Annotated in this window: 25 protein-coding genes; 22 read left to right on the top strand and 3 right to left on the bottom strand. The window is 66.7% G+C overall.

Annotated features, from left to right (window positions below; genetic code table 11):
- Positions 1-21: 21 nt before the first annotated feature.
- Positions 22-591, bottom strand: a complete 570-nt coding sequence (locus Z164_RS0103300; protein WP_024889320.1) for a helix-turn-helix domain-containing protein — start codon at positions 589-591, stop codon at positions 22-24.
- 122 nt (positions 592-713) lie between these two features.
- Between Z164_RS0103300 and Z164_RS0103295 the strand changes: the two genes are divergently transcribed.
- The 16 genes from Z164_RS0103295 to Z164_RS0103220 all read left to right on the top strand — a co-directional run bounded on the left by Z164_RS0103295 (position 714) and on the right by Z164_RS0103220 (position 15386).
- Entirely contained in the window at positions 714-1604 is an 891-nt protein-coding gene (locus Z164_RS0103295; RefSeq protein ID WP_024889319.1) for a DMT family transporter, read from the top strand.
- A gap of 2 nt (positions 1605-1606) precedes the next feature.
- On the top strand, positions 1607-2539 hold the full coding sequence (locus Z164_RS0103290; RefSeq protein ID WP_024889318.1) for a LysR family transcriptional regulator: 933 nt from the start codon (positions 1607-1609) through the stop codon (positions 2537-2539).
- Positions 2536-2814 (top strand): EexN family lipoprotein, encoded by a 279-nt coding sequence (locus Z164_RS0103285; RefSeq protein ID WP_024889317.1) that lies wholly within the window; start codon positions 2536-2538, stop codon positions 2812-2814. Before Z164_RS0103290 ends, Z164_RS0103285 begins: the two co-directional genes overlap by 4 nt.
- Before the next feature lie 236 nt (positions 2815-3050).
- Positions 3051-5051: a conjugal transfer protein TraG gene (locus tag Z164_RS0103280; protein WP_024889316.1), complete on the top strand. Its 2001-nt coding sequence runs from the start codon at positions 3051-3053 to the stop codon at positions 5049-5051.
- The gene (locus Z164_RS0103275) at positions 5048-5524 is read left to right on the top strand and encodes a ribbon-helix-helix protein, CopG family (protein ID WP_024889315.1); all 477 of its coding nucleotides are present in this window, start codon (positions 5048-5050) and stop codon (positions 5522-5524) included. The genes Z164_RS0103280 and Z164_RS0103275 overlap by 4 nt, the downstream gene beginning before the upstream one ends.
- A 62-nt stretch (positions 5525-5586) precedes the next feature.
- On the top strand, positions 5587-6585 hold the full coding sequence (gene trbB, locus Z164_RS0103270; protein ID WP_425477207.1) for a P-type conjugative transfer ATPase TrbB: 999 nt from the start codon (positions 5587-5589) through the stop codon (positions 6583-6585).
- Positions 6582-6965, top strand: coding sequence for a TrbC/VirB2 family type IV secretion system protein (locus tag Z164_RS0103265; RefSeq protein WP_024889313.1), 384 nt, complete (start codon positions 6582-6584; stop codon positions 6963-6965). The genes trbB and Z164_RS0103265 overlap by 4 nt, the downstream gene beginning before the upstream one ends.
- Positions 6962-7234, top strand: coding sequence for a VirB3 family type IV secretion system protein (locus tag Z164_RS0103260; RefSeq protein ID WP_003103993.1), 273 nt, complete (start codon positions 6962-6964; stop codon positions 7232-7234). Before Z164_RS0103265 ends, Z164_RS0103260 begins: the two co-directional genes overlap by 4 nt.
- Positions 7235-7249: 15 nt before the next feature.
- A complete protein-coding gene (gene trbE / locus Z164_RS0103255; protein ID WP_024889312.1) occupies positions 7250-9703 on the top strand; it encodes a conjugal transfer protein TrbE in 2454 nt (817 codons plus the stop codon).
- Positions 9700-10425: a P-type conjugative transfer protein TrbJ gene (gene trbJ, locus Z164_RS0103250; RefSeq protein ID WP_024889311.1), complete on the top strand. Its 726-nt coding sequence runs from the start codon at positions 9700-9702 to the stop codon at positions 10423-10425. Before trbE ends, trbJ begins: the two co-directional genes overlap by 4 nt.
- Positions 10426-10437: 12 nt before the next feature.
- The gene (locus tag Z164_RS0103245) at positions 10438-10758 is read left to right on the top strand and encodes a hypothetical protein (RefSeq protein ID WP_024889310.1); all 321 of its coding nucleotides are present in this window, start codon (positions 10438-10440) and stop codon (positions 10756-10758) included.
- Positions 10755-12140, top strand: coding sequence for a P-type conjugative transfer protein TrbL (trbL, locus tag Z164_RS0103240; protein ID WP_024889309.1), 1386 nt, complete (start codon positions 10755-10757; stop codon positions 12138-12140). The genes Z164_RS0103245 and trbL overlap by 4 nt, the downstream gene beginning before the upstream one ends.
- A gap of 12 nt (positions 12141-12152) precedes the next feature.
- A complete protein-coding gene (gene trbF, locus Z164_RS0103235) occupies positions 12153-12857 on the top strand; it encodes a conjugal transfer protein TrbF (protein ID WP_024889308.1) in 705 nt (234 codons plus the stop codon).
- Entirely contained in the window at positions 12854-13858 is a 1005-nt protein-coding gene (gene trbG / locus Z164_RS0103230; protein ID WP_024889307.1) for a P-type conjugative transfer protein TrbG, read from the top strand. Before trbF ends, trbG begins: the two co-directional genes overlap by 4 nt.
- A gap of 2 nt (positions 13859-13860) precedes the next feature.
- Positions 13861-15144, top strand: coding sequence for a TraB/TrbI/VirB10 family type IV secretion system protein (locus Z164_RS0103225; RefSeq protein ID WP_024889306.1), 1284 nt, complete (start codon positions 13861-13863; stop codon positions 15142-15144).
- Positions 15141-15386 (top strand): DUF2274 domain-containing protein, encoded by a 246-nt coding sequence (locus Z164_RS0103220; RefSeq protein WP_024889305.1) that lies wholly within the window; start codon positions 15141-15143, stop codon positions 15384-15386. Before Z164_RS0103225 ends, Z164_RS0103220 begins: the two co-directional genes overlap by 4 nt.
- 21 nt (positions 15387-15407) lie before the next feature.
- Here Z164_RS0103220 and Z164_RS0103215 read toward each other — a convergent pair whose 3' ends face one another.
- Complete coding sequence (locus Z164_RS0103215) at positions 15408-18917, bottom strand: DEAD/DEAH box helicase (protein ID WP_024889304.1); 3510 nt, start codon at positions 18915-18917, stop codon at positions 15408-15410.
- Complete coding sequence (locus tag Z164_RS0103210; protein ID WP_024889303.1) at positions 18904-19686, bottom strand: HamA C-terminal domain-containing protein; 783 nt, start codon at positions 19684-19686, stop codon at positions 18904-18906. Before Z164_RS0103210 ends, Z164_RS0103215 begins: the two co-directional genes overlap by 14 nt.
- A 211-nt stretch (positions 19687-19897) precedes the next feature.
- Here Z164_RS0103210 and Z164_RS23670 point away from each other — a divergent pair, with 211 nt between their 5' ends.
- From Z164_RS23670 to Z164_RS0103180, 6 genes are all read left to right on the top strand, one after another.
- Complete coding sequence (locus Z164_RS23670; RefSeq protein ID WP_425477204.1) at positions 19898-20053, top strand: DUF2274 domain-containing protein; 156 nt, start codon at positions 19898-19900, stop codon at positions 20051-20053.
- A 490-nt stretch (positions 20054-20543) separates the two neighbouring features.
- Complete coding sequence (locus Z164_RS0103200; protein ID WP_024889302.1) at positions 20544-20963, top strand: prepilin-type N-terminal cleavage/methylation domain-containing protein; 420 nt, start codon at positions 20544-20546, stop codon at positions 20961-20963.
- Between the two features lie 8 nt (positions 20964-20971).
- A complete protein-coding gene (locus tag Z164_RS21280; RefSeq protein ID WP_024889301.1) occupies positions 20972-21493 on the top strand; it encodes a pilus assembly FimT family protein in 522 nt (173 codons plus the stop codon).
- Positions 21477-21953, top strand: a complete 477-nt coding sequence (locus Z164_RS21275) for a hypothetical protein (RefSeq protein WP_024889300.1) — start codon at positions 21477-21479, stop codon at positions 21951-21953. Before Z164_RS21280 ends, Z164_RS21275 begins: the two co-directional genes overlap by 17 nt.
- Positions 21950-22678, top strand: a complete 729-nt coding sequence (locus tag Z164_RS21270; RefSeq protein WP_152540847.1) for a PilW family protein — start codon at positions 21950-21952, stop codon at positions 22676-22678. The genes Z164_RS21275 and Z164_RS21270 overlap by 4 nt, the downstream gene beginning before the upstream one ends.
- Positions 22675-25044, top strand: a complete 2370-nt coding sequence (locus tag Z164_RS0103180; protein WP_024889298.1) for a hypothetical protein — start codon at positions 22675-22677, stop codon at positions 25042-25044. The genes Z164_RS21270 and Z164_RS0103180 overlap by 4 nt, the downstream gene beginning before the upstream one ends.
- Positions 25045-25487 lie beyond the last annotated feature (443 nt).

Below are 25487 nucleotides of genomic sequence, written 5' to 3'. Positions count from 1 at the left end.
CGCGGCATCGGCTGTCGGGCATCACGTGTGCTCGATCAACATGACGGCGGCGGTTCCGGCTTCGAGCGCCTCGAACATGTGGGCCTCGTCGGCCGAATAGCTCGCATAGTCGCCTGCGGACAGTTCGACGGGGTGCCCGACCGGTCCCAACCGGGCACGTCCGCGACAGATGACGACATGTTCGATCGTTCCCGGCGGATGCGGATCGGACAGCCGTGGCGCGCCAGGCTCGACCGCGAGCCGGTAGAGATCACGCTGAACGCCGACCGGGCAGACCGCCAGCAGGGTAACCGCGTAGTGGGCCTGCTCAGAAGCCACGGTGGCCCCTTCATCGGCGCGGATGACCTGGACGTGGCTTCTCGGCTGGGCGATCAACCGGGTCACCTGGACGTCCAGCGCCATCGCCAAGGCCCAGAGGGTTTCCAGGCTCGGGTTGCCGACGCCCGTCTCAAGCTGCGACAGCGTGGACTTGGCGATGCCGGCCCTTTTCGCCAGCTCGGAAACGGACAGGCCCAGGCGCTCACGTTCGCGCCTAAGCGACGCCGACAGCAAGCCGATTGGCGAAGGTTGGGCGGCTTGGGAGGGGGACATCACTCTGTTCTCCAAATGAAACGATTGTTCGATTTGACGAACGGCATATTGCAGAATATCATATCGGTCAATTGTTTGATATGTCGAACGGTTTGATCTTTATTCTTCACAAGGGCAGGCAAATGAACACCAAGAGTCGGGGAATCATGGAGATGACCACGGCGATGGTCATCTCCGGCACGGTCGGCTGGTTCGTGCTCGAAACCCGGATGCCGGCCGCTTCCGTCGTGTTCTGGCGCTGCGCGTTCGGGGCGGTTGCCATGCTGCTGGCCTGCGCTGGCCTGGGCCTGCTGCGCCGGGGCGTGCTCAATGGAAGGCAAGCAGGACTGGTTGCGTTGGGCGGCGTGGCCTTGATCGCCAACTGGGTCTTGCTGTTCGCGGCCTACTCGCACGCCTCCATTGCTGTCGCCACCGTGACCTACCACACTCAGCCCTTCATGCTGGTGGCCTTGGGGGCGCTGTTCTTCGGCGAAAAACCGACGGCGAACAAGCTCGGATGGTTGGGTGTGGCCTTCGGCGGCGTCGTACTGATCGTCATCGGTGGCCAGCAGGCCGGCTCGCACGCTCCGGGCTACCTGGCCGGTATCGGCCTGGCACTGGCGGCCGCGTTCTTCTATGCGATCGCCGCAGCCATTACCAAGAGTCTCAAGGGGGTTCCACCGCACGTGATCGTCGTGATCCAGATGATCGTGGGCAGCGTGCTGCTAGTGCCGTTCGCTACCTGGCCCGATGGCGCATCCTCGCCGCAAGCCTGGGGCCTGCTGCTGGCCATCGGCTTCATCCACACGGGCCTGATGTCCACACTGCTGTACGGCGCGATCCAGAAGATATCGACCTCGTTGGTGGGCGTGCTCTCGTTCGTCTATCCGATCGTCGCCATCGTGGTCGATGCCTGGGCATTCGATCACCTGCTAGGCGCGATGCAGGTCGTCGGGGCGGTCGCCATCCTGGCGGCCGTGGCGGGGATGAATTTCGGGTGGAGTCTTTTCTATCTGCATCGCAGAAATGCTTAGCCATGGAACTACGCCACTTGCGCTGCTTTCTCGCCGTGGCCGAAGAACTCCACTTCGCCCGTGCCGCCGAGCGCCTGCACATCGAGCAGTCACCGTTGTCGCGCGCCATCAAGGAACTCGAAGAAGATCTGGGCGTGGTGCTGTTCGCCCGCACCACGCGCAGCACGCGCTTGACCCGTGCGGGCAAGCTGTTCCTGGAGCACGTGCGCCGCGTGCTCTCCACCTTGGAGCAGGCACGCGACAGCGTGAAGGCAGCAGCAAACGGTTTTCACGGGCAACTGCGCATCGCGCTGTCTGATGGCATCACGCCATCGCGTTTGCCTGCATTGCTGGCGCTTTGCCGCCAGGAAGAACCGGAAGTCGATCTTCGATTCTTCGAGGTGCCCCTATCGCAGCAGATCAAGGGGCTGCATGATGACCTGTACGACGTGGGTTTCGCGCAGTCCGATGAGGTGGGCGACGGCATCGTCGCCATACCCGCCTGGAGCGATGCGCTCATGGTGGCAGTGCCCGCCCGGCATCCTCTCCTGGCCCACAAGCGCATCCCTTTGGATGAACTGCTGCGCTATCCGCTGGTGCTGTGCGATCCACAGGTGTGCGAGGGTCATGCCAAGCACGTCGAACGGGTACTGCGTCGGACAGACACGGAGCCATTGATTGCCGAGCGGGTGGCCTCCTGCGATCTGATGATGGCGCTGGTCTCCGCAGGTTTCGCGCTGGGCCTGACGGGCGAGGCGCACATTGCCGCCAGCCGCGAGCCGGGCGTGGTGGCCCGGCCACTGGCATCGCGTGTGCCGCCGTTGACGACCTACCTGCTGCGCCTTGATGGCGATCCATCCCATGAGCTGGCGCGCTTCATCGAGCGCGCGCAGGCTATCGAATCGCCGGAGTCTCCCAAGCGCCGCCCTGATTCCCCGGAGGCAGCTGCGCCATGAAAATCATCATCCCGCTTTTGCTATTCGCCGTGTTGACCGCCTGTGGCCAGTCCGAAGCACCTCAGAAGGCCAACACGTCGGAGGCGAATATCCCGACGGTGGAAGAACTCGCGGCCAATCCCGAACGGCTCAAAGCGCTGCGCCAGCAATGCAAGACGGATCGCCCCAAGCTAGGCGACGTGCTGTGTAACCGGGTGGCCGAGGCCACGCGCAAACGGTTCTATGGCGACGGCGAAACGCCCTACACGCCGCCGAAGGAACCGCCCAAGTTCTGATCGTTGGCGGCTCGCCGCATCGCCTTCATTTTTCTGCTCGACACGCCGCAATGCGCCTGCGCTTGCGGCGTTTTTCTTTGGCTCGCTGTCACGCTCATTCTGTCTTTTTGCTCGACCTTTCTGCTTGAAACGGTCTTTGACCGGCACTGACCCGGCACCGATCCTGACGCTTGCGGCACGTCCTTGTGCCGCTCTTTCCATGAGGAATCAGCGCAGGAGAAATCGGAGGTCGGGTCATGCAAGGGACGAACGTGGTGTTCGGTCAGATCGCCGTTGTGTTCGGCATCGTGATCGCTGGCGTATGGAGCGCCACGCAATGGACAGCAGCCGCCCTGGGCTATCAGCTACGCCTTGGTTCGCCCTGGTTCGACTTTCTCGGCACGTCGATCTACCACCCGTGGAAACTGTTTGAGTGGTGGTTCTTCTTCGGCGCGTATGCGCCGGAGGTCTTCGACACCGGCGGCGCCATTGCCGGCGCCAGCGGCATGGTCGCCGTTGTCGTTGCCATTGCCATGTCGGTCTGGCGCTCGCGCCAAGCACGCCTGGTCACGACCTACGGCTCTGCGCGCTGGGCGAACGCGCAAGACATTCGCAAGGCCGGCCTCACGCAGCCTGCCGGCGTGTTCCTGGGCCAGCATGATCGCCAGTACCTGCGCCACGAAGGCCCGGAACACGTCCTGACCTTCGCGCCAACGCGCTCAGGCAAGGGTGTCGGCCTGGTGGTGCCTACGCTGCTGTCCTGGCCCGCCTCGGCCGTCATCCACGACATCAAGGGTGAGAACTGGAGCATCACCGCCGGCTGGCGCTCGCGTTTCTCGCACTGCCTGCTGTTCAATCCCACAGATAGCCGGTCGGCCGCCTACAACCCACTGCTGGAGGTGCGGCGCGGCGCGCACGAAGTGCGCGACGTGCAGAACATCGCCGACATTTTGGTCGATCCCGAAGGCGCGCTGGAGAAGCGCAACCATTGGGAGAAGACCTCGCACGCGCTGCTGGTCGGGGCCATCCTGCATGTGCTCTACGCGGGCGAGGACAAGACGCTGCGCGGCGTCGCCAATTTCCTCAGCGACCCGGCCTGTCCCTTCGAGCTGACATTGCACCGGATGATGACCACGCCGCACCTCGGCGATGGCCCGCATCCGGTGGTGGCGTCTGCTGCGCGCGAAGTGCTCAACAAGTCGGACAACGAGCGTTCCGGCGTGTTGAGCACGGCCATGTCGTTCCTCGGCCTGTACCGCGATCCCACGGTGGCCGAAGTCACGTCGCGCTGCGATTGGCGCATCGCTGACCTGATCGCGGCCGAGCATCCGGTGTCGCTGTACCTGGTGGTGCCACCTTCGGACATCTCACGGACGAAGCCACTCATTCGCCTGATCCTCAACCAGATCGGGCGGCGCCTCACCGAATCGCTCGACGGCTCCGACGGCATCGCGCGCCGCCACAAGCTGCTGCTGATGCTCGACGAGTTTCCGGCACTCGGGCGCCTGGACTTCTTCGAGACGGCGCTGGCCTTCATGGCGGGCTACGGCATCCGCAGCTTCCTCATCGCACAGTCGCTCAACCAGATCGACAAGGCGTATGGGCAGAACCATTCGATCCTCGACAACTGCCATGTGCGCGTGACGTTCGCCACGAACGACGAACGTACCGCCAAACGGATTTCCGAGACGCTGGGCACCGCGACCGAACTGCGCGCGCAGCGCAACTACGCCGGCCACCGGCTGGCGCCGTGGCTGGGGCACCTCATGGTGTCGCGCCAGGAAACGGCCCGTCCGCTGCTGACGCCGGGTGAAGTGATGCAGCTTCCGCCTGACGAGGCCGTGGTGATGGTGTCCAGCGTGGCGCCGATCAAGGCGCGAAAGCTGCGCTACTACGCGGACGCCAATTTCAAGCGGCGCGTGCTGCCACCGCCTGCACTGGCGAACGGGCAGTACGCGGACGCGCCGCCGTCGCGCTCGGATGACTGGGGCGGCCTGGCGATTCCGCCGGCGCCCGCCGCGCCGGCCACGGCATCCGCCGATGGCCTCGGCTCCGCCGACGACGGCGGCCCGCGCCGTCAACCCGAACTCTCCGAAATCGTCGCCTACGCCCCCGAGCTGGCCGCGCCCGCGGCCGACCTCGCGCTGCTCGATGACGACGACGACCTTCCGCTTCCACTTCCTCGCCACCTCGATCCGGCCATGCAGCGCACGGCCCGGCTGGCTTCCCTCGACCCCAACGACGGAATCGACCTATGAGCCAATACCGCCTCAATCTGTTCATCCAGAACGAGCACGCCAAGCGCCTGGACGAGCTGGCCGCCAAGAAAGGCGTCTCAAAGTCGTCCATCGTCGCGGCGGCACTCGCATCGTGGCTGTCGCCCGATGCCGCCGACCAGCGCGAAGCCGCGATTGCCAAGCGGCTCGATCGCCTGGCTCGCCAGGCCGAGCGCATGGAGCGCGACCAGAACATCGCCATCGAGACGCTGGCGCTGTTCATCCGCTACTACCTGACCGTCAGCACGCCAGTTCCCGAGGCGCACCAAGACGCCGCCCGCGCCCAGGGCAAAGCGCGCTTCGAGCAGTTCGTGGAACAGCTCAGCCGCCATCTGCTGCGCGGGCGCAGCCTGGTGCGCGACGTGGTGGAGGAGCTGCACCCCCAAGGCCATGATTTCGGGATGCGGATGGAGGACGCGGCGGCCGTCGCGCAGGCGCGGGAGCGTGCGACATGAGCGCCCAAATTCCCATTGAAGGGCAGTCCATGACCGCCACTTCGCTCGACCGGCGCATCCAGATGCTGCGCACGGCGATGGGGCCGCTGATCGCCGCTGCGCTGGAAGACCCGGACGTGGTGGAAGTGATGCTCAACCCCGATCGCACCCTTTGGATAGATCGCCTGTCCTCGGGCCGCGCACCGATGGGCGTGGAGCTGTCCGAGGCCGATGGCGAACGCATCATCCGCTTGGTTGCCGCCCATGTCGGCGCGGAAGTCCATCGCGGCCAGCCGTTGCTGTCCGCCGAGCTGCCCGAAACCGGCGAACGTTTCGAGGGCATCTTGCCGCCGGCTGCACCTGGGCCGGCCTTCGCTTTGCGCAAGCGCGCCGTGGGCGTGATTCCGCTGGAGCGGTACGTCATCGACGGGATGATGACCAGCGCTCAGGCGGGCTTTCTCGCGTGCGCTGTGCGCGAGCGCCAGAACGTCCTGATCGCCGGCGGTACCAGCACGGGCAAGACCACGCTCGCCAATGCGCTGCTGGCCGAGATCGCCGCCACGGGCGACCGCGTGCTGGTGCTCGAAGACACGGTGGAGTTGCAGTGCGCGGCCCGCGACCATGTGCCGCTGCGCACGCGCGCGGGCGTGGTGTCGATGACCGAACTGGTGCGCTCGTCCATGCGCCTGCGCCCGGATCGCGTGGTCGTCGGCGAGGTGCGTGGCGCCGAGGCGCTGGATCTCATCAAGGTGTGGGGCACCGGCCATCCGGGCGGCATCGCCACGATCCATGCCGGCTCCGCGCTGGGCGCGCTGCTGCGCCTGGAGCAACTGATTCTCGAAGTGGCGGTGAACCCGCCGCGTGCGCTAATCGCCGAAGCGGTCAACGTCGTGATCTATATCGCCGGGCGCGGGCGCAAGCGCCGCATCGAGAGCATCGCCCGCGTCGTCGGCTTCGACGGCGTGGGCTACCAACTGGCGGACGCGCTGGAAACGCCGTTTCTCGAGCTGCCGCCACTTCCCGATGCCGCACCCGCTGCGGCGACTTCCCCATCCCCTCACTCACTTGGAGAACTGCCATGACGCAGATGATCGTTCCTGCTTTCCGTTTTTTTGCAAATCCGGCTTTGCGTCTTGCGCGGCTGCGCTGCCTAGCCCGCCCTGCGGGGCAAGGGTTGCTGCTGGCCGCGCTGCTGTTGTTCCTGGCCGGGACCGCGCAGGCCGCCGGTTCCTCGATGCCGTGGGAAGGCCCACTGCAATTCATCCTCGAATCCATCCAGGGGCCGGTGGCGCGCATCGTCGCGGTCATCATCATCATCGCCACGGGCCTCGCACTCGCGTTCGGCGACACGTCCGGCGGATTCCGCAAGCTGATCCAGATCGTCTTCGGCCTGTCCATCGCCTTCGCGGCTTCGAGCTTCTTCCTGTCGTTCTTCAGCTTCTCCGGCGGGGCCGTCGTATGAGTGCCCCGGACACCTTCGCGGACGGCTTCGAGGTGCCGCTGCATCGCTCGCTGACCGAGCCGATTCTGCTTGGCGGTGCGCCGCGCACCGTGGCGATCGCCAACGGCACGCTGGCCGCCGCCGTCGGCCTGGGCCTGCAACTGTGGATTCCCGGTGTGGTGCTCTGGATCGTCGGCCATTCGCTGGCGGTATGGGGTGCGCGCGTCGATCCGCAGTTCATGCAGGTCTTCGCCCGGCACATCAAGCACCGCCCGCTGCTGGACGTTTGAGGGGAGGACGCCGCGATGCTGAACCTCGCCGAATACCGCCAGCGCCCGGCCTTGCTTGCCGACTGGCTGCCCTGGGCCGGGCTGGTCGCACCAGGCGTCGTTTTGAACAAGGACGGAAGTTTCCAGCGCACGGCCCGGTTTCGCGGGCCTGACCTCGACAGCGCGACGCAAGGCGAGCTGGTCGCCACGTCGGCGCGACTGAACAACGCGCTGCGCCGCATGGGATCGGGCTGGGCGCTGTTTATCGAAGCCGAGCGCCGGCCCGCGGCCGACTATCCGCACTCGGACTTTCCCGAGCCGCTTTCGTGGCTGGTTGAGGAAGAACGCCGGGCCGCGTTTGAGGAATCCGGCCATCACTTCGAGAGCGGCTATCACCTGACGCTGCTTTACCTGCCGCCGGAAGAATCCCGCGCCCGTGCAGCCAAGATGCTCTACGAGAACACGCCGACGAATGGCGTGGACTGGCGCGAGCGGCTGCAAGCCTTCGTCGCGGAAACGGATCGCGTCTTTGACCTGCTTGACGGCGTGATGCCGGAAATTGACTGGCTCGATGACGCGCAGACGCTGACCTACCTGCACGCGACCATCTCGACGCGGCGCTATCGCGTGGGCGTGCCCGAAGTGCCGTTCCACATCGACGCGCTGCTGACCGATTCCGAGCTGGTCGGTGGGTTGGCGCCCATGCTGGGCGACCAGCACCTGCGCGTGGTGTCGGTGCGCGGCTTCCCGACCTCGACCTGGCCGGGGATTCTGGACGACCTCAACCGCCTCGGTTTTGCGTACCGCTGGAGCACACGCTTTCTCTGCCTCGACAAAGCCGAGGCGGAACGGGAGTTGGGGCGCCTACGCCGCCAGTGGTTTGCGAAAAGGAAGAACGTCATCGCGCTGCTGCGCGAGACGATCTTCCAGCAGGAAAGCCCGCTGGTCGATACCGACGCCAGCAACAAGGCGGCCGACGCCGACGCGGCCTTGCAGGAGCTGGGCAGCGATCAAGTCGCCTTCGGCTATCTGACGGCGACCGTCACCGTCATGGACGAGGACGCCGCCATCGCAGACGAGAAGCTACGCATGGTAGAGCGCGTCATCCAGGGTCGGGGCTTCGTCACCATCCCTGAAACGCTCAATGCCGTGGATGCCTGGCTGTCCTCGCTCCCCGGCAATGCTTACGCCAACGTGCGCCAGCCCATCGTCTCGACGCTGAATCTGGCGCACATGATGCCGGTGTCGGCGGTATGGGCCGGGCCGGAGAAGAACGAACACCTGGACGGCCCCCCGCTGATCGTCACGCGCACCGATGGCGCCACGCCGTTCCGGCTGGTCACGCACATCGGCGACGTGGGCCACACGCTGGTCGCGGGGCCGACTGGCATGGGCAAGTCGGTCTTGCTCGCCACGCTGGCGATGCAATTTCGCCGCTATTGCGGCTCGCGCATCTTCGCCTTCGACATGGGCCGTTCCATGCGCGCCGCGATCCTCGGGCTGGGCGGCGAGCACTACGACCTGGGCACGGATGGCGAAATCGCCTTCCAGCCACTCGCGTGCATCGACCGTGAGGGCTACCGCACCTGGGCCGCCGAATGGATCGAAGGTCGCTTGCTGCACGAAGGCGTGGCGGTCGGCCCCGACGAGAAGGCGGCTATCTGGTCGGCGCTGGGAAGTCTCGCCGGTGCGCCGGTGGAGCAGCGCACGATGACGGGGCTTTCCGTGCTGCTGCAATCGAACACGTTGCGGCAGGCGCTGTCGCCCTATGTGCTGGGTGGCGCCCACGGCAAGCTGCTGGACGCCGACCATGACCGGCTGGGCATGGCCGACGTGCAGTGCTTCGAGATGGAGGAGCTGATGCACAGCAAGGCCGCCGTCATGGCCGTGCTGCATTACCTCTTTGCGCGTTTCGATGAACGCTTCGACGGGGCGCCCACGCTGCTGATCCTCGATGAAGCGTGGCTGTTCCTCGATGCCCCGGTGTTTGCCGCGCGTATCCGCCAGTGGCTCAAGACACTGCGCAAGAAGAACGTCAGCGTCATCTTCGCCACGCAGAGCCTCGCCGACATCAAGGATTCCAGCATCGCGCCCGCGATCATCGAGAGCTGCGCGAGTCGGATTTTCTTGCCCAACCCGCAGGCGACAGAGCCGCAGATTCGCACGATCTACGAGGGCTTCGGCCTCAACATGCGGCAGATCGAAATCGTCGCCACTGCGCAGCCCAAGCGAGACTACTACTACCAATCCCGCCTCGGCAACCGCCTGTTCGACCTCGATCTGGGGCCGGCAGCGCTGGCGTTTGCGGGCGCTTCCACGCCGCAAGACCAGCGCGACATAGGCCGCGTGCTGCTGGACGCCGGCGTGCCTGGCTTCGCGGGCGCCTGGCTGCGCCATCGCGGCCTCGATTGGGCGGCCGACCTGCTGCCCTCGTTCCCCGGCCTCGCGCCGGGTTCCCTCGCTGACCAATCCCTGGAGAACCTGTCATGAAAAAGCGCCTTATCGCCGCCGCTATCGCGGCCATGCTTTGCACTGCCACCGCCCATGCGCAATGGGTCGTGGTCGATCCGACGAACCTCGTGCAGAACACGCTAACCGCGATCCGCACGCTGGAGCAGATCAACAACCAGATCCAGCAGCTTCAGAACGAAGCGCAGATGCTGATGAACCAGGCGCGCAACCTCGCCAGCCTGCCGTCCAGCGTGGTGAACCAGTTGCGCGCCAATCTGGCGACGACCGAACGACTGATCGCCCAGGCCAGGGGCTTGGCCTACGAAGTGACGAATTTGGATCGGGAGTTCGCGCGCCTGTATCCCGAGCAGTACGCCGCCACGATCAGCGGCGACCAGATGTACCGCGACGCGCAGGAGCGTTGGCGAAACACGCTCAACGGCTTGCAGACCACGATGCAGATGCAGGCGCAGGTGTCGCAGAACTTGGGCGAAGACGAAAGCGTGCTGGCCGACCTTGTGGGCAGGAGCCAGTCGGCCGAAGGCGCGCTGCAAGCAATGCAGGCTATGAATCAGTTGCTGGCCTTGCAAGCCAAGCAGTCGATCCAGGCGCAGCGGCTCCAGATCACGCAAGACCGAGCGACTGCGCTGGAGCTGGCGCGGCAGGCGGCAGCCACGGAGCGCGCCCGCGAGGTGCGGCGGCGCTTCCTGGGCGACGGCACGCCGTACACGCCGCAGTCCGTGAACTTCTACGGCAACTGACGGGAGGCCGCCATGCGATGCGTCCTCGTCCTGTGTGTCGCGCTGCTGGCCGCGTGCAGCGAGCAGCCGGCCGACCACCTTGCCGATGCCCTGGCCGCCGATCCCGTGCGGCTCAAGGCATTGCGCGCGCAATGCGCAGCCGACCGGCAGGCCACGGGCGAGGACGCCTGCCGCGCCGCCGCCGAAGCCTTCCGGCGGCGCTTCTTCTCCGGCCAGGCCGGGCCGGATGAATACCAGACGCTGGCCGACCTGCCGCCGATCCTGCCGAGCTTCGATGAACCGGCCGATGGCGAAGCGCCGCCCTTGACCGCCGTACCGGAGGACACGCCATGAATGACGTGACCATCATCGACCGCTTCCTCAACATCTTCTCCACCTACATCGACTCGGGTTTCGGGCTGTTGCAGGGCGAAGTGGCCTTCCTCACCGCCACGCTGATCGTCATCGACATGACGATCGCCGGACTGTATTGGGCGATGAGTCACGCCACCGGCCAGGGCGAGGACGTGATCGCCAAGCTGCTGCGCAAGGTGCTCTACGTCGGTGCCTTCGCTTACATCATCGGCAACTTCAACTGGCTGGCCGGCATCGTGTTCCGCTCCTTCGCCGGGCTGGGCCTGACGGCCACCGGCTCGACCATCACGATGGAGAACTTCTTGCAGCCGGGCCGACTGGCGAAAACCGGCATCGACGCAGGCGCTCCGATTCTGGAGCAAGTCGGCGAGATGGCCGGTTTCCCCGAGGTGTTTGTGAACCTCGATGCCATCACGGTGATGTTCCTCGCTTGGCTGGTCGTGGTCTTGTGCTTCTTCGTGCTGGCAATCCAGCTTTTCATCACGCTGATCGAGTTCAAGCTGACGACGCTCGCGGGCTTCGTGCTGGTGCCGTTTGCCTTGTGGAACAAGACGGCGTTCCTCGCCGAGAAGGTGCTGGGCAACGTGGTGTCGTCCGGCGTCAAGGTACTGGTGCTGGCCGTGATCGTCGGCATCGGCTCGGGCCTGTTCGCCGAGTTCCAGGTTCATCCCGATGACCCGTCCATCGACCACGCGCTGGTCATCATGCTTGCGTCGCTCACCTTGCTGGCGCTGGGCATCTTCGGCCCTGGCATCGCTACGGGCCTGGTGTCCGGTGCGCCGCAGCTCGGCGCCGGCGCTATGGCCGGCGCTGCTGTAGGCGCAGCCGGCACGGCCGTTGCCGTAGGCGCTGCCGCGACGGGCGTGGGCGGCGCGGTCATGGCCGGGGCGCGCATGGCGCCTGCCGCCGCCAAGCTCGCCGGCAGCGGCGCGCGTGCTGCCGCCTCGACGGCCAGCAGCGCACGCTCGGCGTTCCAGGCCGGTTCCGCCGCCGCAGGCGGTGGCGCGAAGGGCGCGATGGCCGGCTTGGGCAATGTCGCCAAGACCGGCGCGCAGTCCGCCGGGCGCGGCATCGCATCCCGTGCTTCCGCTGCTGGGCAACGCATGGCAGCTCCCTTCCGCTCCGGCTGGAGCGGCGCTGCTGCTGACGATGGCACGGCAGCCGGTGGAGCCGGGGCATCCGGCCGGGCCGCCGCAGGCGAGGCCACTTCCGGCGCAGCCAATGCGCAACCCGCTTGGGCCAAGCGGCTGCATCGCCGCCAGCAACTCACCCATGCCGCGACCACCACCGCGCACACGCTGCGCGGCGGCGATGGCGGCGGCTCGGGCCAAGGCCCAAGCCTGCGCGATTCCGATTCATAAGGAGAACTGACCATGCGATTCAAGCGACCGCAGGTGCGCTACGCCGACACGCCGCAGCCTGCCACTCCGTACCAAGCTGCCGGCCAGGTGTGGGACGAGCGCATCGGCTCGCCGCGCGTGCAGGCGAAGAACTGGCGCCTCATGGCCTTCGGCTGCCTGACGCTCGCGCTGCTGATGGCCGGCGGCCTAGTGTGGCGCTCGGCGCAATCCATCGTGACGCCCTACGTGGTGGAGGTGGACAACGCAGGCCAGGTGCGCGCCGTGGGCGAAGCGGCCACGCCGTACCGGCCCAACGATGCGCAGACGGCGCACCACATCGCGCGTTTCGTGACGCTGGTGCGCTCACTGTCCATCGACCCGATCGTCGTGCGGCAGAACTGGCTCGATGCCTACGACTACACGACCGACAAGGGCGCGGCCGTGCTCAACGACTACGCCCGCACCAGTGACCCGTTCGCTCGTATCGGTCGCGAGTCGGTGACGGTGCAGATCACCAGCGTCGTGCGCGCAAGCGACACGTCTTTCAACGTGCGCTGGACGGAGCGCCGCTACGTCAACGGCGCCGCGGCGGGCCTGGAGCGGTGGACGGCCGTGGTGTCCATCGTGCTCCAGCCGCCGCGCACCGAAGAACGCCTGCGCAAGAACCCCCTGGGCATCTACGTCAACGGCTTGTCGTGGAGCCGCGAGCTGGATTCTTCCGAAGGAGCCAAACCATGAATGCACTTTTCCGTAAATCCGCCTTGCCGGTGATCCTGCTGGCTTCGACTGTCTTGTTCACGGGCTGCGCCACGCAAGGCAAGCCGCCGCCGACCATCTCGCTCGATGAGCCGGTGCAGGCCCAGCCGCTGCCCGAACCGCCCGCGCCGGTGGAGGTGGTGGCCGTGCCCGAGGTGCTGCCGATGCCGGCGCAGTTGATGCCGGTGCCCGAGGCCGAAGACGCCAAACCTACGCCGGAACCGGCCGACGAGAAGGTGCGTGTCTCGCGCGCCAACGCCGAGGCCCGCGTCGCGCCCACGCGCGAGGGCTACGTCAACGCGATTCAGGTGTGGCCCTTCACCGATGGCGCGCTCTATCAGGTCTATGCGGCCGTGGGCCGCGTGACCGTGATTTCGCTCCAGCCGGGCGAGGAACTGGTGACGGTGGCCGCCGGCGATACCGTGCGCTGGATCGTGGGCGACACGTCCAGCGGCAGCGGCGCCGACCTGCGCGTGAACGTGCTGGTCAAGCCGATCCGCTCGGGACTCAAGACCAATCTCGTCATCACGACCAGCCGCCGCACCTATCTGCTGGAGCTGACCTCGACGGAAAAGACGTGGATGGCGTCGGCGTCCTGGGAGTACCCGCGCGACCGGATGCTGGCCTTGCAGCGCCAGGCGCAGGCGGCCAGCGCCGCAGCGCCGGTCGATACCGGGCTGGCGCTGGAGAACCTGCGCTTCCGCTACGCGATCAGCGGCAGCAATCCGCCGTGGAAGCCGCTGCGCGCTTTCGATGACGGCGAGAAGGTCTATATCCAGTTTCCGGCGGGCATCGCGCAAGGCGAGCTGCCGCCCCTGTTCGTCATCGGCGCGCAGGGCGATGGACAACTGGTGAACTACCGCTTCCGCTCGCCGTACTACATCGTGGATCGGCTGTTCGGCGCGGCCGAACTGCGCCTGGGCGGCGACAAGGGCGACGTGGTGCGAATCGAGCGCACGGACGGCGTTGCGCGGAGGAACTGACCATGAGCCAGGACGACACCCCCGACCTCGCCACGCCGCAGGCGGGCAAGGTCGCGCCCGAGGCGGTGGCGCTGCGCGCCCAGCCGCGCCCGGTCACGCGCCTGAACCGGCGCACGCTGGCCATCCTCGTCGGCAGCCTGTCGGTCGCCGTGCTCGGCGCCACGATCTGGTCATTGCAGCCACAGCGGCGCGGAGCCGGCGAGCAGGCCGAGCTTTACAACGTCGATCGCGTGTCGAAGTCCGAAGGGCTGGACGCGCTGCCAACCGATTACTCGAAGCTGCCGGCCTTGCCGCCCGCCGCACCCGAGCTGGGGCCGCCACTACCGGGCGATCTTGGCCCGGCCATCGTGAACTCGCAGCAGCCGGTGACGCCGGCCTATACGCCGCCGGGTCACGATCCCGAGGATGCCTTGCGCAAGGAGGCTGATGCGGCGGCGGCTTCGTCGGTGTTCTTCCGCTCGGGCGGCCAAGGCCAGGCCGCCGCCACGGTGGCGCAGGCGGCGCCGGGGGCGCCTGGCGCTGCCAGCGCGCTCGCGGCCTTCGACCCACTCGCTGCCGGGCCGGCCTCGGTGGCTGCACAGCCAGCCGACCCGACCGCCGTGCAGAACCGGCAAGACCAGAAAGAGGCATTCCTGAAAGGCGGCTCTACGGAAACCCGCAATTCCGGCAACCTGGCGCTGCCGGCATCGCCTTATCAGGTGATGGCGGGCACGGTGATCGCCGGCGCGCTGGTGACAGGTATCAAGTCGGACTTGCCCGGCGACGTGATCGCCACGGTGACGGAGCCGGTCTTTGACACGGCCACGGGCAAGTTCCTGCTGATCCCGCAGGGATCGCGCATCCTCGGGCGTTACAACAGCCAAGTCAGCTACGGGCAGAGCCGCGTGCAGGTAGTATGGAACCGGGTCATCCTGCCCGACACGTCATCGCTGACGCTCGACAACCTTGTGGGCACCGACCCGGCCGGCTACGCCGGCCTGGAAGACGACGTGGACTGGCATTGGGATCGCATCGTCGCGGGCGCTGTGCTGACGACGCTGCTGGGCGTGGGTGCCGAGCTGGCCGCGCCGGAGAACCGCCAGGACGGCAACCGCATCGTCATCGCCGGGCGCGACAGCGCCCAGGACAGCATCAATCAGGTCGGCCAGGAGATCACCCGGCGCAACATGAACATCCAGCCCATGCTGACCAGCCGGCCCGGCCTGCCGGTGCGGATCATCGTCAACCGGGATCTTGTGCTGCGGCCGTACCAGCCGCTGTTCTTCAACCGGGGGGCTTCGCAATGAGCACGACCAAAAAGCTGCGGCTCGGGCCACTGCCCAAGACCGAGAGCGTCAAGCTGACCTTCGCCTGTCCGGCCAGTCTGAAAGCCGACCTCGACCGCTACGCCGCGCTGCACGCGCAGGCGTATGGCGAGGCGGTAGATGCCATGACGCTGATCCCACACATGCTGGAGGCGTTCATGGCGGGGGATCGGGGATTCAGAAAGGGAAGAACGGCCAAAGCCGGACCGCCGAAACCCACGTGACGAAGCGAGACTATGGCCCATTCACCCATTGGCACGCGGCCAGAGCAGTTTTCCGCGACCGACGCGCAAAGCTTCCACGAGCCTCGTATTACCCGGAAGCTGACCCGAAAAGAGGCTAGGTTTAGGATCGACCGCCGGCCTCTTGAACGCGGCGACCCGCTGGTAGTCAGGAGTCGCCAGCCAAGTCCGTCCGTCCCCCTCATCGGTGACGATCCGATAGAGGCCAGCAGGCGGGACGGCCTCAATGTCGAGCAGACGCTTGTAGCGTTCAACCGACCATTTCTGAATGCCGCCACTGAGAGCCTCAGTTCGGAAGCGCGCCCATAGCGCGGCAGTATCGGGCGTCGGCCAATTGCCGGCATCGGTGTAGGCCGTAATCTCGTCGGATTCAAGCCAGGCTCGCATCTCCGCCGGTGTGACGAAGACGGGCATTGCATCCTCAATGGCTGCCATCGCCGCGCGCCGCGACGGCAGACCAGCGCGAATCAGCATCGCCATCATGAACCGTGGGACGCCGGTTTCGACCGCTGCCGCTGCACCGCCCGCCACTGTGTCCGGCAACCATCCTAGGGACATGCGGCGGGTGCGGACGGCTTCCAGCGCCCAAACCAGGCGATAGGTGAAAGCCTCTTCGACCGCTCGCATGTTCTGCGCTCCGATCTTGGCAACATCTTCGCCGGATACCCAGCTTCGCAGGATGGCCTTCCAGTTCGCCGGCAGCGCATTCGCCTTGTCGGGAATGAAGGGTCGCATAAATAGCAGACGCTCACCTAGACCGCCAAGGGCGTCGGCGAGTTCATCGACATCACCGCTCAATGCTGCGTCGTCGGCCCGGTCGAGCATCTCGGCGAGTTCATCGGCCAGGGCGTCGATGGAGAGACCGGCTTCAAGCCCAACCCCCATTGCGAAGTGCCCGCGCCGCGCCTGCGCCGTGGTGGTTCTCCAAATGAGGTCCGCGCGCGCCTCAAACACCTTCTTGTGCAAAGGCGCAACGTTCTCATTCTCGCGGGCGATCTGACGCGCCCACAGCGATCCTTTAAGCGCCTCGTCCAAGAGTTTCGGCAAATCAGCACGATCAGCGTCTAAGGCTTCGATCAGACCGAACACGGTTGCATCGAGGCGTTCAACGAGCTGCGACAGCGGCTCCTCGTCGATGGCATCTTCTTCTCCATCGCTGCCGCCTTCATCGTCGTCGCCATCGGCATCGGCATCGTATTCCGCACCGGCAGCCAAGCGTTCGGCAACAGCAGCTTCTTCCTCGGGCGATCGCCAAGCTTCGCGGGCGTTGGCGAGATATTCCCAGGCATCATCGCGATCTAACACACCTTCGCGGGACAGACGATCAAGAATCTCGGCGACGATCTGGATGAGGCCGCTCTTCAGCGTTCGGGCCTTGGCGGAAGCGACCAGCTTTCGCCACTCCCTCCTCCGCCAATCGATCTTATCGAACATGACATGGACGATGAGACCCTCGACGTCCACGAAGGCCCGCCCGGCGCGGCCGGCGACATTCGCAAACTCCTCGCCTTTGATCTTCTCGGACGCCCGATACAACGCTGGCACCAACAGCACGGCAGCGTTGAGGTTGAGGCCCTGCGACAGCGTCGGCGACGCGACGATGACCTTCAGCACCCCCTCGGACAGAAGGACTTCCAACTCGCGCAGGAACGGGCTCGGCAGCCGGCCGTGGTGAATCGCGACGCCCGCCTTCAGGCAGGCGACGGCGGGATGGTCCTCGCCCAGCCATTCCTTGCCGACCTCCATAGCTCGCGCAATCGACGCTTCGTTCTCCAGCAACGAATCCAGATAGCCGCGCTTGCAGAGGTCCACGACCTGCTTGCCATAGCTCTCGACCCAATTTGCCTGAGTGGAGAAGATCAGGGTCCGCTTACCTTGGTTCGCGAACTCCCACGCCGCGAACAAGGTGAGGTGCGAGTTCTTGCGCGGATAAGGCTTCTTCTCTCTCCCTAGGGCGGCCTTCTCCACAACGAATTTATCGAGGAAGGGTCCATCGTCGTCGAGGTCGAGCCGAAGCAGAGCGTCCTTTCCTCGCCAAGTGAGTGCGCCAAACCGCTGCCGCGTAGGGCGCCAGTCGGAACGCACCGGCTCGCCTGGCTCGTCAGAGCGAATCCATGCAGTGAGATCGTCAAGTTCGTCGCCGCTGGGCAAGATAGCGGAGAGACAGACGATCCGGCGTTCGCCCTTATCCGCGCGGCGAAGCAAGCGTTGCACCAGCGTTTCATAACGGATTTCGCGCTCGCTCGGGCCGATCATGTGACCTTCGTCGAGGACGATTAGGCCAACATCATCGATCAGGGACGGGTCGCTTCTGAGCGCGAAATCGAGCTTTTCCGGCGTTGCAATGATGATCTCGCGGGTGCGCAGGGCGTCTTCGTCACCAGCCGAAAGGCCGCTGGCGCCGTAAAGCGAGGAAACGCTGAAGCCGAGAGGCGCGAAGGTCTTTCTGAAGGAACGCTCCGTCTGGGCGGACAATGCGCGCAATGGCGTGACGATCAGTACCCGTCGCTCTGACGACAAGGTCATTAGCGCAGCAATCTCCGCAACCCGCGTTTTGCCAGCACTGGTCGGCAAGGCGACGACCAAGTCGTCGGTGACGTCCGTTGAACGCTGGGCCGCTTCGCGCTGCGATGGCCATAGCTCCACTTCGGAAGTTTTTCGGGCATAGAGCGACGAGATGAACAGTCGGCGCAAGTCCGGGTATTTTTCCTCCGTCCCCTCTGGCGGTTCGGTCGGCAGATTCTGATGCAACGAATGCAACCAAAGATCGTCGATCAGATGGCGACAAAGGTTCGATATCCACCACAGCGGAACATTTTCCGCGTTGTCTGCCAAGCTAATCGCAGTGGCAAGCAACGTGCGTGCGCTATCGATCGGCTCGGGCTCGCCCGTTTCAAGCGCGAAGTCAAAATGTGCTAGGGCTCGGCAGATAGTCGTGTTGAGGATGGCCGACAGAACCTCGTCGATGTCCGGTTCTTCTCCCCCTAGCGCCTCGGCAATCTGTTCATCACCGTGAGCCTCGTCGTCCAACCACTCGCGAACAAAGCCGCGAAGCTTGTCGAGGTCGCGCAGGATCAGGTGGCGGATCGCCGTTTCGCCCGGCGCGGTGTTTAGGTCTTCTGATGCCTCGTTGAAGAGAGAATAGGCCACGGCCGAGTAGCCAGCCAAGTGATAAGCAGAAGCGGCAATCGTGCGACGAAACCCCCGATCTGGCGACTCAGGATTACCATTTCTCACTAGAGCCTCAAAGGCGTTGGCGGCTCGCTCGAAAGCCCTGTTCGTCAGGTCGGATGCGCCAGTCTTTGCGCGTAGCGCCATGGCGCCCCGAAGTAGGGCGAAGCCATGTTCGGCGAGGTCAGTTTCGATGGTCTCACCCAATGGCGGTGCGTTTTGCGGCAACACACCCGCTTCTCGCATCAACGACCAAGCAGCACCACGATAGAGGAGGCGGCCAAGGATGCCATCGACGGTCGCGGCGGTGAGGTAGGCTGTCAGTTCGTCAGGCGTCTCCAAGGTCTTCCGCCTCCTGGTACATAGCTGCGATGAAGTCTTGGTGGTCCTCGACGTGGATGTTCACGACGTAGTGGTCACGGTTCGTCCCAGCAGCGTCGAGGTCGTCCTTCAGGGAGGCGTGAGGGCCATTACCCGACAAGGTGAAGAGCATGTGGTCAATGCGATCGGCACGGAGGGACTTGAGGCCCACCTCGTCGCGGAGATCGCGACCCAGCGCGTTGTCGTCGGGGTCATTGCTCTCCAGCAGGCGATTGGCGACGAACAGCAGCGAGTCTGGTGTGCAGCGGCCATCGTCGCGGTCGAGTACCTTACGGGCACTGGTGACCGTGGATTTGCCAAGCTTCTTGTTGCTCTTTGCCTCGCCCTTCAGGAGCCAGAGCTTTTCATCATCACCGCCGTAGCCGGCGCCAATGAAGTCATCGCCACGCATGGCCATGTTGCGACCATCCTTGTAGCGAAGTCGGCGCACAGGGACGCGCAGGCCAATCTCTTCTTCCACCAGCTCAGTCGCAAGGATTTCGCCGAGGTCGCCGGAGCGTCCCTTGTCTGTCTGAGGCATCGCTTCGCTGAGAATCTTGGCGGCGACCTTGTATCCGAGTCGCTCTACGTCGTCGGCGATCCGTTCGAGTCGGTCGTAGTGAGAGCGGATGGTCTCAGCGAGATCCTCGCAGATATCGTCGCGACCGCCGTCCTTCTCGACATAGGTCCAGTAATACTTACGCTTATTCTTTTCTTTGGTGGACTCACACCACCTCTCATACAGTTCCACAGCGTTCCCCCTCCGATCGATCAGTCACTGTCGAATAGCGGTCATAGTCCGCTAACACAGACACTGTGACTTCGATTGCCAAGTATGCGCGCGGCGTGCAGTTCCGAACATTATGCAAGCTGGAGAGTGGCCCGCGTCGATGGTCCTTTCACGATCATCCATAGATATTGAGTTACCTGCCAGCCGCTGTTCTTCAATCGGGGAACTTCGCATGAGCACGACCAAGAAGCTGCGGCTCGGGCCGGTGCCCAAGACCAAGAGCGTCAAGATGACCTTTGCCTGTCCGGTCAGCCTGAAAGCCGGCCTCGACCGCTACGCCGCGCTGCACGCGCAAACGCATGGCGAACAGTCGATGCCGAGAAGTTGATCCCGCACATGCTGGAGGCGTTCATAGCGAGGGATCGGGGATTCAGGAAGGGCACGGCGACCCGGAGCGCGCCATGGAAGCCGACATGATGGCGTCGCATACCAACGGCATCCATTGAACGCGCAGCCCCAGGCTGCGCGTTCTTCATTCTGGATGCCATCAACAGCCTCTTGGGCTATGATCGTGCGGCACGCTCGCCGTTCCTCGGCAATCCAGCACGACACAGTGCGATGCGGCTTTCTCTACCGACGCTCTTATGTGGCTCCTAGCCCACCAAGCCGCAGTCCTGCAATGCGGCCCCCAAAAGAGCTAACCTACTGTCCCATATATGGTTTCAAGCCTTGCGTGATTTGCACGAAAGACTTGACACCAGAACTTTTTTGATTCCCATCACATTGACAGCGTGATTTCGCTTCCCTCAAATGGCCTGCTGGCTTTTGCGCGACGAGCGATCGCCGCAAGCCGGCGCTCGACCGACAAGGGACATCACGTGGCACGCAAGCGTTCGAAGGGCTTCACCCTGGTGGAGTTGATGGTGGTGGTCGCGATCGTCGCGATCCTGGCCGCGATCGCCTGGCCGTCATATACGCGCTACGTCCTGCGCAGCAAGATCCGGATCGCCCAGGCCGACCTGCTCGCGCTGTCGGCCAACGTCGAGAACCACCGCCAGCGCACCCTGGTGTATCCCGGCGGCAGCCTGGACGGCGCCGCGCAGTTGCGCGCCGTGTTCCCGGGCTGGTCGCCGGCCTCGGATGCCGGCGACTTCGCCTTCGCCTACCGCGCGCAGGACGGTTACACGCTCAGCGCCGTCGGCACCGGCGGCCGGCTGGAGGGCTGCACCCTGCGGCTGACGGCGGACAACACCCGCACCCGCGATGCCTGCCCCGACGTGGGCGACGTGACGTGGTGAGCCCTCGCATGCGCGGCTTCACCCTGGTCGAGCTGATGGTGACGATCGCGATCGTGGCGATGCTGCTGCTGGTCGGGCTGCCGTTCGCCCGCAGCTGGATCGACGGTACCCGCCAGTTGCAGGCCGTCGGCCAGCTGCAGGAAGCGGTATCGCAGGCGCGGGCGATGGCGCTGCGCAATCCGTCCGGCCTGCCGGCCACGATCGCCGGCGGCACCGTCCGGCTCGAGCTGGTCGAAGCCGACGGCGCGCGCACGCTGCAGGTGCGGGTGCGCGACGAGGACGGCGACTGGCCCGCGCAACCGGTCTGGACGACCGGCCCGCTCCCGCACCCGGACCTCGCCTTCAAGCTCACCGGACCGGCCGGGTTCCCCGATCTGGCGACCTTCCGCGCCGACGGCAACGCGTTTTCCTGCGTGGCCTTCGACAGCCACGGCCAGCGCACCGATGCCGACGGCTGCGCGCTCGCGAACCAGGAACGCGTGGCGATCGGCATCGGCGACCAGGCGCTCGAATATGCCGAACTGCTCTGACCGCATTCGCCGGTCGCGCGCGCGCGGCCGCCGCTCCCGCCACCAGCGCGGCGACGTGCTGCTGGAGGCGCTGGTCGGCGTGGCGCTGCTGGCGGTGCTCGGCGGCGGCCTGGGCCACGTGGCCGCGCGCGTGGCCGCCGGCCAGCGCGACGCCAAGGTCGAATCGTTCGCCGTCGAGCAACTGCGCCTGGCGCTGCAGATGGACGGCCTGGCCCTGTGCGAGGGCAGCAGCACGGCCATCCAGGCGCCGTGGTCGCCGACGGCCGCGGAAAGCGCGACCGTGCAGTGCTCGACCGCGCCGAACCTCACGCTCAACTTCGGCAGCGGCGCCTCGGCCGCCATCGCCGCACCGCCGGAGGTCGCGCTCGAGATCCCGGCCAGCGCGCTCGGCATGACCGGCGGCGACGAGCAGGATGCCGGCCCCGCGCTGGTGGTCGGCACCCGGCAGTTGCCGCAATGAGCGCGCGCCGCCCGCCTCGTCGCGTCCGCCATGCCCGTCGCCAGCGCGGGCAGAGCCTGATCGGGGTGATGGTCGGGCTGCTGATCTCGCTGCTGACGATCGCGGCGATGGTCGCCATCTACGCATTGATGATCGATGTCTCCGGCAACACCGCGCGCAGCGCGCAGCGCGACGGCCAGCTGGCCTCGGCGCTGCTGACCGCGCAGATCGAGATGCAGCGCGCCGGCTTCGGCGTGCCGCCCGGCGAGGCGGGCGCGTTCGCCATCCTCGACGACGGCCGCCTGGTGGTCTGGCGCTACAGCCTCTACCCGGACGCCGGCGAAGCCTGCGCCGGCCTGCGCATCGTCGACGACGCCGCCTCCACCGCGGTGCCGGCGGCGCCGGCCGACGCCGATGCCGACCGCCGCGGCCTGTACTGGCTGCCGGCCCAGCCCTGCACGAGCGCGGACGCCCCACCGGCCTGGAGCGCCACCGGCGCGGCCGCGCCCCGGCGCCTGCTCTCGGCCACCGGCTTCTTCGTGCCGCAGGACCGGCAGGGCCACGCGCTCGCCGACGAGGCCGGCGTGCGCTCGCTGCAGAACGCCCGCTTCCAGCGCGACGGCGAGTGCAGCCTGCCCTACGCGCAGCAGGCCGGCCTGCTGGACGTGTCGCAGCGGGTTTCGCTGAAGGTCGCCGGCGAGGTGGTGTTCTCCGCCTGCCTGTCCAATCTCAAGGCCGCCGGATGAACGCCGCTCGCCCGTCTCCCGCGCGCGTCGCGCATCGCCAGCGCGGCGTGGCGACGATCCTGATCCTGCTGCTGCTCGGCCTGGCGATCGGGGTGGCGGTGCTCGGCATGACCGTGTCGCTGCGCGGCACCCAGCAGCGGCAGCTGACCACGCACGCCGCCACCGCCGCCCAGGGCGCGGCCTGGCGCGGCGTGGAAGCCATCCGCACCGCGCTGCTGCAACTGCCGCAGGATCGCTACGAGCATTGGGCCGACGGCCAGGGCTGGGACCGCCTGGACAGCGCGCCGGCGGTCGCGGCGGCAGCCAAGATCACGGCCGCGGCCGCGGACGATGCCGGCGCCGGCACCGGCACCGGCGAGTACGCCTGCGAGGGCGCGCCGGCGCGCGGCGCGATCGCCATCGACGGCGCCGGCCCCATCGGCGTGTCGCGCGCGGTGCTCAGCGAAGTCTGCCGATTGCCGGGCGAAGGCAGCTACCGGGTGACCGCGCAGGTGACCGGCCGCGCCGCCGAGGGCACCGCCGCCTCCACGTCCACCGTCGAAGTGGTGTACCTGCTGACGGTCGCTGGCGGCTCCGGCCCGGGCAACGGCGGCGGCAGCAACGAGATCGGCGCGATCAACATCTACCGGGACCTGGTGGTCACCGGCGGCATCGAGTTCCGCGGCGAGAACGCCGACATCAACGTCGACGGCAACGTGGTGCTCGACAACGCCAGCGTGACCGGCATCAGCTCGATCCGCGCGACCGGCAGCGTCACCATCGGCAGCGGCATCCAGGTCGATGCGGTCTACGCCAACGGCGACGTGACCCTGACCGGCAGTTCCGGCGTCTCGCAGGTCTACGCGCTCGGCGACGTACGCGTCGAGGGCGGCGCCAAGCCGCTGACGATCCGCAGCGGCGGCACGGTGACCTTCGCCGGCGGCAGCGGCGAGGTGGTGGAGGCCAGGCGCGGCGTCGTCGTCGCCGCTGGCGGCGTGCGCATCGCCTCGATCGCGACCGAGGGCGACGTGCGCTGGACCGGCGCCGGCGGCGGCGTCGGCAGCCTGCGCGCCAACGGCAGCGTGGAGTACGCCGGCGGCAACCGCTCGCCGACCACCCTCGCCGCGGGAGGCGACGTCGTCGTCAAGGGCGAGGGCGTCAGCGCGGTGCATGCCAACGGCACGGTGCGCCTGGAAGGCTACGGCACCACCGGCCAGGTGCAGGCCGGCGGCACGATCGTGCTGACCGGCAGCGCCGGCGCGGGCGCGCTGGCCAGCCGCGGCGACGTGCGCCTGGAAGGCAGCGGCAGCGTCTCCAGCGTGCACGCCAGCGGCTCGCTCCACGTCGGCGGCTGGCAGAGCGTGGGCAGCGGCGTGGTCGGCGGCGCGCTGCTGAAGCAGCAGCAGTACAACAGCAGCGTCAACGTGGTGGTGCAGCCCGGGTACCAGGCCGCAGTGAGCGCGGTGGCGCCGGTGTCCCTGGCCGCCCTGCCCGAGGTGACGATCCCGCGCACGCGCGTGGACGTGTATCCGCTGAAGCTGGCGGCCAACTACGTCTTCGAATACGTCGGCGGCCGCATCCAGGTGACGGTGGCCTACGTGGACGGCATCGCATCCGGCACCTACGTGCTCGGCGAACGCTACGCCGACCACAACCGCTACCCCGACTACCTGTGCCGGCCCGAACACATGTCCGGGACCACCTGCACGCAACCGGTGGCCGCCATCTGCCAGGGCTTCTCGGCGCAGAACGGCTGCTTCGCCTACGACAACGGCAAGTGGACGGTGAACGGGCAGTCGATGGCGCGCGGCGTGGCGTGGTTCGACGGCGATCTCGAGCTCGGCAACGGCACCTACGTCAACACCTTCCTCGCCACCGGCAACATCGTCACCGCCGGCGGCCACCGCACGATGGCGCCGAACTGGGCCGGCTACGCGCGCACCTGCGCCAACGCGCCGCTGACCGTCGGCGGCGCCTCCAACGCCGGTTTCGCCGGGCAGGCGCCGACCAACCTCTGCGACCTGGCGGAGGGGACACTCATCGGTGCCGCCCTGGGCAACGCGGCCTTCGTCGCCGGCGGCTACCTGCCCGGCACCGAGACCTTCGTCGGCGGCCGCATCAGCCTCGGGGCGTCCACCCACGTGTCCGGCAACGTCTCCGCCGGCGACACCCTGCTGACCGGCGGCAGCACCCGCATCGACGGCGCGATCCTCGCCGCAGCGCAGGCCGGCGGCAGCGAACGCGCCGCGATCGGCGGCAGCACCGTCATCGACTACACCACCGGCGACGACGCCTACCACCCCGGCGAGCCGCCCTGCATGGCCGATTGCGACGGCGGCGGCACGGAGACCACCCAAGCGCAGGTGCTGTGGTCGCGCTACCTGTAGCGGCGCCGTCGCCCGCCGTGCAACGGGCCTCGAAAAACGCCCTCATCCACCCCTTCGGGGCACCTTCTCCCGCAAGCGGGAGAAGGAAAGCGGCCGCCGCGCTCGAGCCCCTCGCGCGCACGCGGAAGAGGGGTTAGGGTGAGGGCCTGCTGCACTGCGGACTTCGAAAAAAGCGCCCTCATCCGCCCCTTCGGGGCACCTTCTCCCGCATGCGGGAGAAGGAAGGCGGCCGCCGCGCTCGAGCCCCTCTCGCGCACGCGGAAGAGGGGTTGGGGTGAGGGCCTGCTGCACTGCGGACTTCGAAAAAAAACGCCCTCATCCGCCCCTTCCGGGCACCTTCTCCCGCAAGCGGGAGAAGGGAAGCGGCCGCCGCGCTCGAGCCCCTCGCGCGCACGCGGGAGAGGAGTTGGGGTGAGGGCCTGCTGCACTGCGGACTTCGAAAA

Origin of the sequence: Luteimonas huabeiensis HB2 (genome assembly GCF_000559025.1) — a bacterium.
Classification (GTDB): Bacteria; Pseudomonadota; Gammaproteobacteria; order Xanthomonadales; family Xanthomonadaceae; genus Luteimonas; species Luteimonas huabeiensis.
Note: the sequence above shows the minus strand (reverse complement) of the source record. Positions and strands in the feature narration are given on the sequence as shown.